The 14867-nt window shown below is 31.7% G+C and carries 10 protein-coding genes; all 10 read left to right on the top strand.

Translation table 11 applies throughout. The features are described from left to right. Nucleotides 1-79 precede the first annotated feature (79 nt). The 10 genes from M4I23_RS08395 (at nucleotide 80) to M4I23_RS08350 (ending at nucleotide 14867) form a co-directional block, all read left to right on the top strand. Nucleotides 80-2500: a YfhO family protein gene (locus M4I23_RS08395; RefSeq protein WP_249754105.1), complete on the top strand. Its 2421-nt coding sequence runs from the start codon at nucleotides 80-82 to the stop codon at nucleotides 2498-2500. 32 nt (nucleotides 2501-2532) lie between these two features. Continuing rightward, nucleotides 2533-3822 carry a glycosyltransferase family 4 protein gene (locus tag M4I23_RS08390; protein WP_249754104.1) on the top strand — a complete coding sequence of 430 codons (1290 nt, stop codon included), beginning with the start codon at nucleotides 2533-2535 and terminating at the stop codon, nucleotides 3820-3822. A gap of 58 nt (nucleotides 3823-3880) precedes the next feature. Beyond that, entirely contained in the window at nucleotides 3881-5335 is a 1455-nt protein-coding gene (locus M4I23_RS08385; protein WP_158851368.1) for a lipopolysaccharide biosynthesis protein, read from the top strand. A 104-nt stretch (nucleotides 5336-5439) separates the two neighbouring features. Beyond that, nucleotides 5440-6642 carry an exonuclease subunit SbcD gene (gene sbcD / locus M4I23_RS08380; protein ID WP_249754103.1) on the top strand — a complete coding sequence of 401 codons (1203 nt, stop codon included), beginning with the start codon at nucleotides 5440-5442 and terminating at the stop codon, nucleotides 6640-6642. A gap of 12 nt (nucleotides 6643-6654) precedes the next feature. Beyond that, on the top strand, nucleotides 6655-10308 hold the full coding sequence (locus M4I23_RS08375; RefSeq protein WP_249754102.1) for an AAA family ATPase: 3654 nt from the start codon (nucleotides 6655-6657) through the stop codon (nucleotides 10306-10308). A 58-nt stretch (nucleotides 10309-10366) separates the two neighbouring features. Next, complete coding sequence (locus M4I23_RS08370; RefSeq protein WP_249754101.1) at nucleotides 10367-11461, top strand: sensor histidine kinase; 1095 nt, start codon at nucleotides 10367-10369, stop codon at nucleotides 11459-11461. A 3-nt stretch (nucleotides 11462-11464) separates the two neighbouring features. Further along, nucleotides 11465-12793: a sigma-54 dependent transcriptional regulator gene (locus M4I23_RS08365; RefSeq protein WP_249754100.1), complete on the top strand. Its 1329-nt coding sequence runs from the start codon at nucleotides 11465-11467 to the stop codon at nucleotides 12791-12793. A gap of 184 nt (nucleotides 12794-12977) precedes the next feature. Further along, the gene (locus tag M4I23_RS08360; protein WP_249754099.1) at nucleotides 12978-13163 is read left to right on the top strand and encodes a hypothetical protein; all 186 of its coding nucleotides are present in this window, start codon (nucleotides 12978-12980) and stop codon (nucleotides 13161-13163) included. Between the two features lie 18 nt (nucleotides 13164-13181). Next, nucleotides 13182-13544, top strand: coding sequence for a hypothetical protein (locus tag M4I23_RS08355; protein ID WP_249754098.1), 363 nt, complete (start codon nucleotides 13182-13184; stop codon nucleotides 13542-13544). A gap of 21 nt (nucleotides 13545-13565) precedes the next feature. Then, nucleotides 13566-14867: a Glu/Leu/Phe/Val dehydrogenase gene (locus M4I23_RS08350; RefSeq protein ID WP_249754097.1), complete on the top strand. Its 1302-nt coding sequence runs from the start codon at nucleotides 13566-13568 to the stop codon at nucleotides 14865-14867.

The following is a 14867-nucleotide window of genomic DNA, read 5'->3' as shown; positions in this document are numbered from 1 at the left end:
ATTTTTTTTAATAAAAGATAAACTTCGATGCTAAGAAAATAATAACTAATTTTCACATTCATTGTTATAAAATACTTTCATGCAATTTACAATTAAACGCATACTTCCACATATCTTAGTTCTTTTAGGGTTTGTAATATTATCATTGGCCTATTTTAGTCCTGTTTTACAAGGTAAAGAAATCTATCAAAGTGATATTGTTCAGTTTATTGGCATGAGCAAGCAACAAAAAGATTTTAAAGCACAAACTGGAGAAGAAACCTATTGGACAAACGGAGCCTTTGCAGGTATGCCAACGTACCAATTGGGAGCCGAATACCCACATAATTACATTAAAAAAATAGATTTGGCACTGCGCTTTTTACCTCGCCCAGCTGATTATTTATTTCTATATTTATTAGGTTTTTACGTTTTGTTATTAGTACTAAAAGTCGATTTTAAGCTCGCTGCGCTTGGAGCTATTGCCTTTGGTTTTTCAACTTATTTAATCATTATTTTGGGAGTTGGGCACAATAGTAAAGCACATGCTATAGCATACATGCCTTTGGTACTAAGCGGTATTATACTCACGTTTAGGCGGAAATATATAGCAGGTTTTTTGCTTACGGTATTGGCAATGGGTTTAGAAATTGTGTCGAATCATTTTCAAATGACTTATTATTTAATGCTGTTGGTGCTTATTTTGGGACTCGCTTATTTAGTAGATGCTTATAAGAAACAAGCATTACCTCATTTTTTTAAATCCGTAGGTATTTTGTTTGCAGCTGTTATTCTTTCTATTGCCTTAAACGCAACTAGCGTTATGGCTACAAATGAATATGTAAAGGAAAGTACCAGAGGAAAAACGGAACTAACGATTAATGCCGATGGTTCTCCAAAAGCAGTTTCAAACGGATTAGATAAAGATTATATCACGCAGTTTAGTTATGGTTTTGCTGAAACATTTAACCTGTTTATTCCTCGGTTTATGGGTGGTGGTAATGGTGAAAATGTTGGAAAAGATTCAGCTACTTATGAAGCTTTTAGAAAATTAGGAGCTACAACAACACAAGCTGCCGAAGAAGCTAAACATGCACCATTATATTGGGGAGATCAACCCATAGTGGAAGCACCAGCTTATGTTGGCGCTGTTATTTTATTTCTATTTGTATTCGCTTTGTTTTTGGTAAAAGGGCGTTTAAAATGGTGGCTTGTTGGTGGAACATTATTTTCTTTATTGTTGTCTTACGGAAAGAATTTAGGCTTTTTAACTAACTTTTTTATTGATTATGTACCACTTTACAACAAGTTTAGAGCGGTAACTTCGATACAAGTTTTATTAGAATTGTGTATTCCTGTTTTAGGCGTTTTTGGTTTAGTACGCTTGTTTAATAAATATGAGAAGGAAGATGAAAAGCTAAAGGCGTTAAAATATGCCACAATAATTACAGGCGGTTTAGCTCTTTTGTTTTTAATGTTGAAATCGTCCTTATTTGATTTTGTTGGTATGAATGATGGTTATTATCGTCAGAATTACGGAGCAGAATTTGTGGATGCATTAAAAGAGGATAGAAAGAGTGTTTTTACATTGGACACTTTAAGAAGTTTAGTTTTAGTATTGCTTTCAGCTGGATTAATTTTCGCGTATTTAAAAGGTAAGCTAAAAGAAAATTTATTGGTTGTTGCCTTTGCTGTGCTTTTATTGTTCGATTTAGTTGGGGTTGATAAACGGTATGTAAATAATGACGATTTTGTATCATCAATTAAAATGAATAAACCTTTTGAGGCAAATGCTGTCGATAAAGCTATTTTACAAGATAAAAGTTATTATCGTGTCTACGATTTAGTTTCGGGTCCATCAAAACCATCCTATTTTCATAATTCTATGAATGGTTATAATGCTGCTGAATTAAAACGGTATCGAGAAGTTTTCGATTTTTATATTTCGAAGAACAATATGAATGTGCTTAATATGTTTAACACGAAATATATTATTGCTCAAGGTGAAAAAGGAGAAACATTTCCATACACAAATAGAGATGCAAATGGAGCGGCTTGGTTTGTTAATGATTTGAAAATGGTTAATTCTGCAAACGAAGAGATTAAAGCATTAGATAGTTTAGATAATAAACATATTGCTGTTTTTGCTAAAAGAAGCGATGTGTTAATTCCAACGGAAAGCAAACAATTTACTGTCGATTCTTTGGCTAGTATTAAAATTGTAGAGCAGCAACCTAATTATTTAAAGTATACCTCTAATAATGCAAATAACGGTTTTGCTGTATTTTCTGAAGTGTATTATGGAAATGGTTGGAAAACATTTATCGATGGAGAAGAAACGCAGCATATACGAGTAAATTACACCTTACGTGGTTTAGAAGTTCCTGCAGGTAAACATGAAATTATATTTAAATTTGATCCCGATGTTGTAAAAACAGGAAGTACCATTGCTCTTGCTAGTTCTGTTTTATTTGGGTTATTATTGCTAGGCGGACTTTTCTACGGATTTAAAAAAGAATAGTTTTTATTTTCGTTTATGTGGAACTCTAAAAAATGAAGAAATTAAAAGTACTCATTATAACGTATTATTGGCCGCCAGCAGGTGGGCCAGGAGTGCAACGTTGGTTAAAGTTTGTAAAATACTTGCCAGAATTTGATGTTGAGCCTATTGTTTATATTCCAGAAAACCCAAATTATCCTTTAATTGATGAGAGCTTAATTCCGGAAGTTTCAAAAGACATTACTATTTTAAAACAGCCTATAAACGAACCGTATAAATTGGCTAGTTTATTTTCAAAAAAATCATCTAATACCATTAGTAAAGGCATTATTCCAGAACAAAAAACTCAAAGTTTTATTGAAAAATCGATGCTTTATATTCGTGGAAACTTCTTTATTCCCGATGCTCGTAAAAGTTGGGTAAAACCATCCGTAGCCTATCTTTTAGATTATATTGAAAAAGAAAATATTTCGACTATAATAACTACCGGCCCACCGCATAGTTTACACCTTATAGGTTTGCAACTAAAAGAGAAATGTGGTGTGAAATGGATTGCAGATTTTCGCGATCCATGGACAACTATTGGTTATCACAAGCAATTAAAATTAACAGAAACTTCTAAGCTAAAACATAAGGCTTTAGAAAAACAGGTTTTAAAAACAGCCGATGATATTTTAGTGACAAGTTCGGTTACAAAAACTGAATTTGAAAGCATAACAGATAAGCCAATTGAAGTCATTACGAATGGTTACGATTATGAAACGGCTGAAACTAAACCACTAGATACTAAATTCACAATAGCACATATTGGGTCATTATTGTCTAAACGGAATCCTGAAATTTTATGGCAAGTTTTAGCAGAATTAGTAAATGAGAACGAAATGTTTTCTAAAGATTTTCAGTTAAATTTTGTTGGAGCCGTTAGCGAAACCGTTTTAAAGTCTATTGAAAAAAATGGACTGACTGATTACGTGAATAACATTGGTTATGTATCACATAAAGAATCAATTACTTATCAAAAAAGTTCACAGGTTTTATTATTAGTTGAAATTGATTCCGAAGAAACAAAATGTATTATTCCTGGTAAATTGTTTGAATACATGGTTTCTAATCGTCCAATTTTGGCTTTAGGTCCAAAAGATACAGATGTGGAAAGCATCATTAAAGAAACCAATACAGGAAACTACTTTTATTACACAGATTATAAATCCTTAAAATCGACTATCTTCGCGTATTATAAGAGCTATCAAAATAAAAGTTTGCAGATGCATGCTATTGGCTTGCAAAAATATAGTAGAAAAAACTTAACTTCCAAACTAGTTTCGGTTTTAAAAAAGCCTTGAGAATCTATATAATAAACATCGGTATTTATAGTTTTAACATTGAAATTTTATAAAAATAATGGGCATAGTTGCTTCTCAATCTTTTAAAAATATAGTTTCTACCTATTTGGGGTTTTTAATTGGAGCAATAAATACCTTATTTCTTTACACCAAAATTTTAAGCGACGATAACTATGGTATGGTTGGCTATATGCTTTCTTTAGCCTATGTTATTATGCCATTAATGTCTTTTGGTGCGTATAATTCTTTGGTTAAGTTTTATACTACTTTTAAAACACGAGAATCATTAAATAGTTTTTTAACACTCATGTTGTTAATGCCTATTGCGGTCATTATTCCTATTGTTTTACTCACATATTTCGGTTATGATTTTATTGGCGATTTATTGGCGAATAAAAACCCGATAATCAAAAAATATTTATGGCATACGGTTGTTATTGCTATTTCACTAGCTTATTTTGAATTGTTTTTTTCATGGGCGAAAGTGCAAATGCAAACTGTTTTTGGTAACTTTATGAAAGAAGTCTTTCATCGTGTAGGTAGCATGTTATTACTATTTGCTTTTTATTATAAGTATATAGATTTAGAGCAATTTATGGCTGGTTTGGCTGTTATTTATTTTATTAGAATGTTGATTATGAAGGTGTATGCTTTCACTTTAAAATTTCCAAAATTAACCTTTAAAAAGATTAAAAATTTAAGCCGGATTTTAAAATATTCTGGATTAATAATTATAGCAGGAGCCATTGCTACCTCTCTTTTAGACGTTGATAAAGTGATGCTCGGCCACTATATTCAAATTAAAGAAATTGCGTATTATAATGTAGCTATTTTTATAACTGCAGTTATTGCGGTACCACAACGGTCTATGCATCAATTATTAATGCCAATGACGGCTAAGTTATTAAATGAACGCGATTATGATACTCTAGAAGATTTGTATAAACGTAGTTCGTTAAACCTATTTATTGTTGGTGGTTTCATTTTTTTATTAATAGTTTTAAATATTAATCAGTTATATCTAATAATTCCAGAGGAATTTAATGAGGGGCTTTATGTGGTTTTTATGATTAGTGTTGTAAAACTTTACGATTCCCTTTTAGGAAGCAATAACGCTATTCTTTTTAATAGTGATTATTATAGAATGGTACTTGTTTTAGGTGTTATTTTGGTAATTGTTATGGTAGTTTTTAATATGTTGTTTATTCCGGTTCTTGGAATTAATGGAGCAGGATTAGCTACATTTTTAGCTGTGTTTTTATACAATTCTATTAAATTATATTTTGTTTATAAGAAATTTAAAATCTCACCATTTTCTGCTAAAACACTTCAAATAGGTTTGTTTATAGGTGCTTGTACTTTAATATTTTATTTCTGGGATTTTCCATTTCATCCTATTTTAAACATTGCATTAAAGTCCATTTTAATAGCTGTTCTTTATGGCTTTGTTGTTTTTAAATTTAAATTTTCTGAAGATATTTCTAAGTTACTTCAAAAGTATTTGAAGGTTTAGAATAAACTTGATTTTGAGTTTTTATTTCTCTAAATTCGTTGAATAACGATGGTATGAAATTATTTATATCATAGTATTTTGAATACGCTAAAAATATAAATCATTTGAAAATACTTCACACAGCCGATTGGCATTTAGGACATAGATTGCATGAACAATCTCAAGTTGCCGAACAAACTTTGTTTTTAAGTTGGATTGAAGTGTACATCATTGAACAAAATATAGATGTACTTTTAATTTCTGGAGATGTTTTCGATACAGGTTCACCATCCAACCAGAGTTTAGAAATGTACTATAGTTTTTTAGTGAAGTTAAAAACGACAAGTTGCAAATCAATAATTATTACTGGCGGAAATCACGACTCGGCAGGTACTTTAAATGCACCCAAACATATATTAAATGCTTTGGCAATAAAAGTAGTAGGAAAAGCTACGGAAAATATTGAAGATGAGGTTTTTGAAGTTGATGTTAATGGTGAAAAAGTAATTATAGGAGCCGTTCCTTATTTACGTGATGGTGATATTAGGCGTGCCGTTGCAGGAGAATCTTTCGATGAGCTCACCGATAAATACAAAACAGCACTAATTAATCATTATAAGGCATCTGCCGAGCAATGTAAATTGATAAATATGAGTAATGCTCCTGTTATAGCTATGGGGCATTTATTTGCAACAGGAGGCTCGGTTTCGGATAGTGAGCAAAATATTTACGTAGGAACACTGGGCCATATAGGTGCTCAGGATTTCCCCGTTTATTTCGATTATATAGCTTTAGGACACTTACACAGACCCCAAATTATTGGTGGGAATGATAAAGTACGCTATTCTGGATCTCCAAATATTTTAAGTTTCAGTGAAATTAATTATGATAAAAAGATTGTTATTTTAACTGTTGAAGGCAATAAAATCAGTACCATTAAAGATGTTATAGTTCCACGTTTTAGGGAGTTTTATAAGCTAACAGGTAGCATACCTGAATGTATTGATGAGTTTCCAAGTATTACTTCTAATACTTATGAATTAACACCTTGGGTAGAAATTGTATTAAATGAAACACATACTGTTAATACTGAAGATCTAAATAAAGCCGCCGAAAAATATCCTTTTGAAATATTAAAAACAGCTCTAAAAAATCTACGAAAACAAAAAGGAATAGAGGAGTTGTTAGAAGAAACAAAATCGATTAAAGAATTATTACCAACTGAAGTTTTCAAGTTGAAATGTAAAGAAATTGGTTTCGATTTAGAAAGTAGGCCTGAAGTAGAAGATGCTTTTAATGAAATTTTACACGCTGTTAAAAATCAGTAAGAGCAGACAGATATGAAAATTTTAAAAATTGAATTACAAAATATAAATTCTTTAAAATCTGATTCTTCTATAGTAATAGATTTTGAAAGTGAACAGTTTAAAGATGTTGGTCTATACGCGATTACTGGTTCTACTGGAGCGGGTAAAACAACTATTTTAGATGCTGTAACTATTGCGCTATATCACAATGTACCAAGGTTTAATGGAACAAAAGGATCATTAATAGATGTTGTGAGTCATGGGGCTCATGATGCTTTTAGTAGAATTACTTTTGAAAACGATAATGTAATTTACGATGCCTTTTGGGGTATGAAGGTTGCCGATAAATCTGGTAAAAAGTATAAGAATCCGAAGGAAGAAGTTAGTTTAAAGAATTTAACAACGGGCGATATTTTAGCCAGTCAGAAAAGAAGTTTAATATCGGAAGTAGTTCGAGTAACCCAATTAGATTACAATCAGTTTTTACGTTCTGTAATGTTGGCTCAAGGTGAATTCGCTTCATTTTTAACAGCTAAAGGCCCGGAGAAAGGGAAGTTGTTAGAGCAAATCACAGGCGAAGAAATATATAAAAAAATAGGGCAGGGCATTCAAGAACGAAAAGCTAAAGAAGAAAATGCGCTTAAAGATATTCAGTCTAGAATTAATTCTGATGATGTTTTATCAGAAGAAGCTAACATTGCTTTAACTCAAAAAGATAAAGCACTCGATACCGAAGTTTTAAAGATTGAAAAGGAGATAAAAACCACTCAAAATATTGTAGAATGGTATGTGAAATTCCAGAAAATACTTGATGAATCGGAAAAGTTAGAAATAGAATCTAAGGAGGTAAATTTATTTGTTGAAAAGCATAAACAAGAATTAGAACAGTTAGATTTAAATGAAAAGGCAGCACCTTTTAAAGAGTTACTTCAGAATTTAAATAGAACAGAGCAAGAGTCTGTCGATAAATCTAAACAATTAGAACGTTTAGAGTCTGAACTTAAAACCTTAAAACCAGAGATTGAAAAATTAAGTTCACAAACTCAAAAAGAAACGGATTTGCTAAATGTGGCAGACAAAACGTTTGCGGATTGGTTACCAAAATTTGATGCTATAAATAGCTTAGATGGTAAACTTAAAAATGAAGCTGAAAATAAGCAAAAATCAATTTTAGAATTAGAAGCGTTAGCCAAACAAATTAAGCTTTTAAGAGAAGAGCAAACCAAATTGAATAAAGATTTAGCGGATACTGAAGCTAAAATAAAAATAGATCAAAGCTTTATTTCTGAGCATAAATTATTGAAGGATGTTGATTTACAAATATCCAATTGGGCAAGTGAATTAACTGCTTTAAAAGCTAAAAAAGAAAGTTTAAAAGAAGCTCAAGATTTTGTTTCTGTTAAAAAAGAAGAGGTAGAAAAAACAGAAGCTCGTTTAAAAGAGGGGAATAAATTACTAAAAGTTGAAACTGCCGAAATTGAAAAAACAGAAAAGTCATTAGCTGAGATCACTTTAAAATTATCTAAAAATAATTTAACCGATTTACTAGCGACTAAAACCAAATTAGCTACTAAAGAAACAAACTGGAAACAGTTTAAAACACTTTCTGAGCAAATACTTAAAGTTGAAAAAGAACAAACCGATTTATTAACTAAACAAAAAGCGCTTGCAAAGGCATTAGAGGTTAGTAAAAAGGAAATACAAGCGGTTAATCAACAAATTGAAGCTCAAGAAAAGTCGGTTGCAGATGCGGATAAAATTTTAAACTTAGAGAAAAGTATTTCTAAATATGAAGCTGATCGTCAGAGTTTAACTGAAGGAACACCTTGTGGTTTGTGCGGTTCATTAGAACATCCGTTTACAGAGAATTTAAAGTCTATTGGGGTGTCAGAATCACAATTAGAACTCAATAAACGAAAAGATAAACTTCAAACTTTAAATTTATCATTAAATGAATTAGATAAAAACGAAGTCGCAATACTTACAACTGTCGATGGTTTAAAGCAACGAAATGGTTTAATTATTGAAGAAATAAAGGCGTTAAAAGTATCGGCAAAACAATTAAATATAGACTGTGAGTTATCGAATACCGCTCAAATTGAAAGTGAAGTTAAACAAGTAACACAAGACATTTTATTATTAGACGAAAAGTTAAAAGTAGCTCAACAATTACAAGAGGAAAAAAATAAACTAGTCGACACTTTTAAAAAACAAAGTGAGGCGCTTAACAAGATAAAAACTGGTGTCGTTACACTTGTTGAAAAGAACAAAAATAGCAGCAATGATATTGTAGAAAAACAAAAGCTTATTATTGTTTTGCAGGCGGCTTGCAATACATTAGAAACGGAATTAACAACTAAGTTATCTAAGTTTGGTTATAAGTTGCCAGCTTTTGAAAATAATAATGTGTTTATTGAAAACCTTAAAAATTTAATTGCTAATTTTAATAAAAAGGAGAAGAATTTAGGGGAATTAAAATCGGGGGTCACAGTAATACATACCAAATTAGAAAACAGTAAGGAAAAGTTAGAAGTACAGCTTAAAGCTGAAAAGGATTGTACTAAAACTATAGCGCTAAGTGTGGATAAAATAGAGGAATTAACAACCCAGCGTAAAGCGCTTTTATCTATTAATATTTCCGTAGAGCATAAGCGAAAGCTTTTACAAACAGAGCGAATAACTTTAGCTAAAAAAGTTGAAGTAAGTAAGCAAAAACAACAAGAGTTTTTAGATTTACAAAACAAAAAGCAAGCTTTAAAAATAGTGAATAATAAAGAGCAATTGGTTTTAAAGGAGAAATTTGAAACTTTAAATTCAGCCTTTGAAACACAATTAAAAAACAGTGATTTTGATAAACGTGAGGCTGTTCAGCAAGCGTTATTGCCAGAAGAGGTTCTGGTGAGATTCACAAAAAATAAAGAAGCTATAAAGGAAAAGCAACTTCGTTTAAAAGCTTATAAAGAATCGAACGAAAAAGCAAAAGCGGATTTAGATACATCTAAAAACTTCGAAATATCGGAAGAGGAAAGTAAGCTCGCTTTAGAAGGTTTACACGCTAAAAATAAAGCTTTTTTATCCGAAAAAGGAGAAATTAAACAAGCATTTAGAAAGGATAAAGAAATTAGAGATCGTAATAAAGAAATCTATAAAAAAATAGATGCTCAAGAAACGGTTTGTAACGTTTGGAGAGAGCTATTTAAAATTATAGGGAATTCTAAAGATGCCTTTAACGTATATGTGCAACGCTTAACTTTAAAGCACTTACTAGATTTAGCCAATGTGCATTTGTTTAAATTAAATAAGCGCTATTCTTTAAAAATGGAAGAGGCTTACAAACCTAAAGAGGAACTTAATTTTAATTTAATAGACCATTACCAAACGGATCAGGCTAGATTAGTAGATACATCGAGTGGTGGTGAGAAGTTTATTATTAGTTTGGCTTTGGCTCTTGGTTTGTCTGATTTGGCTAGTAAAAACGTAAAAATCGATTCGTTGTTTATTGATGAAGGTTTCGGAACCTTGGATAAAAACACTTTAGAAACGGTTATTTCTACTTTAGAAACTTTGCAATCGCAGGGTAAAATGATTGGTATAATATCTCACGTTGAAAATTTAAAAGAGCGTATTTCTACCCAAATTCAAATTACTAAAAAGAATAATGGAGTGAGTGTGGTGGATATATTATAGGAGCTACTAAACAATAGTATTGGATAGAGGTTTTCTTTTTTAATAAAAATTTCAGAAAATGAGTAATACAACAGATGAAGCATTAAAGGAACGGATAAAAGAACTTACTTGTCTCTACGAGGTTTCATCTAGTATAAGTAATGCAAATTTCGAGGATATCGAGATTACTTTAAAAGTTATTGCAAAAAGTCTTCAAAAAGCATTTTTACATCCTGAAAAAACAAGAGTTTGTATCACGGTTAAATCTTTATCCATACAGACGAAAAAACACACAGAAAGTAGAGTTTTAATTAAATCTGAAATTAAAATATTTAATGAAGTTAAAGGAAGCATAGTTTGCACTTTAAACGATACCATCTTTAAAAATGAAGATTTTTTAAAAGAAGAACAATTATTACTCGATAATATAGCCTTAAAGGTGGGGGATTTATTTGAACGCATCGAGATTCAAAATAGTGAAGCGGCTTTAAAAAAACGCATGGAACATGCCGATCGTTTAGGGATACTTGGAGAAATAACCGCAGGAATTGCACACGAATTAAATACACCTTTAGCTAATATTTTGGGGTTTGCGGAGTTATTAAAATCTAATTTTGAAAGCAATAAAGAAGTTTCTGGAGATTTAAATAAAATTATTGATAATGCTATTTTTTCGAGAGAAGTTTTAAAAAAGTTGATGTTTTTTGCTTGCGAAATGCCTCAAGAAATGAAACGCGTTAATCTTGTGCCTATTATTAAAAGCGCTATCGATTTACTAGATGCGTCCTTTAGAAAGGAGCAGGTTAAATATCTTGTGAAAATTGAAGATGAGACTTTATGGCTTAAAGCAGATCCTATCCAACTTACCCAAATTCTTTTCAACCTATTAATGAATGCTATTTATTTTTCCCCGAAAGAAGGTTTGGTAACTATGGAAGCTTTACAAACTAAAACTGATATTATTCTGAGAATTTCAGATGAAGGTTCAGGGTTTACCCCCGAAGCATTAGAAAAAGTGTTTCAACCTTTTTTCACTACAAAGTCAATGGAAGATGGGTCTGGTCTTGGCTTAAGTGTAGTTCATGGTATTGTTTCTTCTCATAAAGGAACCCTGAAAGCGGAGAATAGATCGAGTAAAGGTGCTATATTTACAATTACGTTACCAAAAACTTAAGGCATGCATTTACGTAAAGAAAACATATTAATTGTTGATGACGATGTTGATATTTTAGAACTATTACAACGCCATTTGCAATCTTGGAATTACCATACCTATAAAGCAGTTTCGGTAAAAGAAGCGGTAATTATTTTACGAGATACAAAGATTGATTTACTAATAACAGATTTAAAAATGCCCGAAATAGATGGAGCGGAGTTAATAAAATTTGTTTCAGAGCATTATCCTAAATTACCAAAATTAGTAGTTACAGGTTATCCTTCTGTTCAAGATTCGCTGTCGTTTATAAAATCTGGAGTAGTAGATTATTTAACGAAACCATTCACTAGGGATGAGCTGAAAACGGCTATAAATAAATCTATGGCAACATCTGAAGATTATAATCCAAAAGTGATTAAATCTTCCGAAGAAAAAAACAAAGCGTATGGAGATATTATAGGGAATTCGGAAAAAATAAATGATGTTATTCAAATTATTGAACGCGTAAAAAACAATAAAGCTACCGTTTTTATAAATGGCGAAAGTGGGACGGGAAAAGAACTCGTTGCGCGCGCTATACACTATGAAGGTAAATTTTCTAGAGCACCTTTTATTGTTGTGAATTGTGGTGCTATACCCGAAAACCTATTGGAAGCTGAATTGTTTGGTTATGTAAAAGGTGCTTTTACAGGTGCTGATGCTAATAGGGATGGTTTTTTTCAAGCTGCTAATGGTGGTACCATTTTTTTAGATGAAATAGGGAATGCTTCGGTTGCAGCTCAGTTAAGATTGTTGCGTGTTTTACAGGAAAAAGAAGTTGTTAAAGTTGGTGCCCAAAAGGCTGAAAAAATTGATGTTAGAATTGTCGCAGCTACCAATGGCAATTTACGCGAAATGATAAAGAAACAAACCTTTAGAGAAGATTTATTTTATAGATTAACAGTGGTTGAAATACATGTTGCTCCGTTACGAGAACGTAAGGAAGATATCCCTTTATTAGTAGATAAATTTCTTTTTAAATATGGAGTGGAGTATAAAGATAGATTTATAAAAATAACGCCCGAAGCACTATCTGTTTTAAACCGTTACAATTGGCCTGGTAATATTAGAGAGCTAGAAAACGTAATTCAGCGTGCTGTCATTATGTGCGATAAAATTATAGATTTGGAGCATTTGCCAGAGCATTTAAAATACACTTTAGATTTAATAGATGACACCTTAGAGCCTCTTAAGGTTATCGAAAAAAAACACATCGAAAAAGTGTTGCGAGCAACAGGTAATAATAAAACTAAAGCAGCCCAAATTCTTCAAATAGATAGAAAAACGATTCGTCAAAAGCTATCTGAATAAAATTTCTTACTGATACATTTTCTCTCGGTTGGGGAATTTTGTACCGATTAAAAATCATACTTTTTATAAAAAAAATCAATAAAGCTCTTTGTTTATAAGGGCTTTAAGTATTTACATGTTTTTTATTAATCCTAATGGCACAAACGTTGCCTTTTATGGAATAGTAATACAAAACATAATAGAAATGAATGCAAATCGATTTAATATATGTCCAAGCTGTATACATCAAAACACCTGTGTATTAACAGCGCAAAAGGATAAAGTTTGGTCTTGTAGTGAGTACGATGAGGAAAACTCAGAAACTATTATCATGCTACAAAGAGATGTAGATGAAACTTCTAAAAATCCATCACCATTGATGATGGCTTAATTTTAAAAACAATTAATAATGAAAAAGTATGTATTAGCAGGTTTTATAGCCTTAGGTAGCTTAAGTATGAATGCTCAAGATGCTATGAGTAAATCGGTAACTTTAAAAGTAGGCGATGTTATTGAGATTGGAAATCCTTCAACAAGTAAGTATAAATATATCAAATTTCCACGAGCAAATTTCATAATAAAAAGAAATGGAGTTGCAGATTATAAAGGGGCTTTAGGAGAAGAAGTTGTTGTAACAGATGTGGAAACAATTAACGATGGAAATACAAGAGTTAGTGTAAAGCGTAAAGATGGTAAGCGATTTTTTAACACGGTATATAATATTTCTATAAGTTTAGAAAAAGCTTTAGCCGCTAACGAAATAAAAATATAATTCTTCCTAAAATTTAAAATAATGATAGAAGTAGCAGAATTAAGTGAAAAAGCACTAAAAAAACCATTAAGAGGCATGATGGATAATGTCATGAATCAGTTTAATAGTGCGGCAGATAAAATTGATTTACATCCAAATATTCGAAAAATATTGAGCATAACCAATAACGAAATTATTGTACATTTTCCTGTAAAAATGGATAATGGCGAGGTTGAAATTTTTACGGGATATCGGGTGCAACATAATAACGCATTAGGGCCTTATAAAGGAGGTTTACGTTACCATCCAACTGTAGATATTGATGCAGCGAGAGCTCTTGCCATGTGGATGACTTGGAAAACGTCTTTAGCTGGATTGCCTTACGGTGGTGGTAAAGGTGGTATTCAGATAGATCCTGCAAAATATTCAACTACAGAATTAGAGCGTATTACAAGACGCTTCACCTTTGCTTTGGCAGATAATATTGGTCCAGAACATGATATTCCGGCACCAGATGTTAATACCAATAGTCAAACTATGGCATGGATTTCGGATACTTACATGAGTACGCGTCCGCCAGCAGAACGTTCGGCTAATTTACACGTAGTTACTGGAAAACCTGCAGGTAGTGGTGGTTTAGAAGGTCGGGATAGGGCAACAGGTTACGGCGTATTTTTAACTATTAAGTTTTGGGCAGAGAAAAATGAAACAGAACTAAAAGGCAAAAAGTTTATTGTGCAAGGTTTTGGAAACGTGGGGTATTGGGCATCTTATTTTTTAGAGCAGGAGGGAGCCATTCTTGTTGCAGTGCAAGACGCTTTTGGTAGTATAGAAAATAAAAACGGTATTGGAGTAGAAAACTTATTTAGTTACGTTAAATCTAATAATGGAAGTATTGTAGGTTTTCCAATAGCTAATTATGTTAAAGATGAAACCTTTTTTGGAATAGATTGCGATATTTTAATTCCTGCTGCCTTGGGTAATCAAATCACACAAGATAATGCTTCAGAAATAAAAGCAAGCCTTATTGCAGAAGGAGCCAATGGACCAATAAATGTTGAAGGTGAGCAAATTTTAATTGAAAAAGGAGTGACTATAATACCAGATATTTTATGTAATTCTGGAGGGGTTATTGGGAGTTATTTTGAATGGTTGCAAAATCGAAATGGCGAGCTTTGGCAATTGGATGAAGTTATTGTGAAACTTGATAAAAAATTAAAAGAATCGTTTAATAAAGTTTATGAATATTCTAAACGAGAAGCCATGGACATGAGAACTGCTGCGTACTGTATTGCTATAGAACGTATAGAGAAGGCTTATGTTTTAAGAGGAATATTTCCATAA

The organism is Algibacter sp. L4_22 (assembly GCF_023473045.1).
Classification (GTDB): domain Bacteria; phylum Bacteroidota; class Bacteroidia; order Flavobacteriales; family Flavobacteriaceae; genus Algibacter.
The sequence above is the reverse complement of the archived record's forward strand: the minus strand, read 5'-3'. Positions and strand labels throughout refer to the sequence as shown.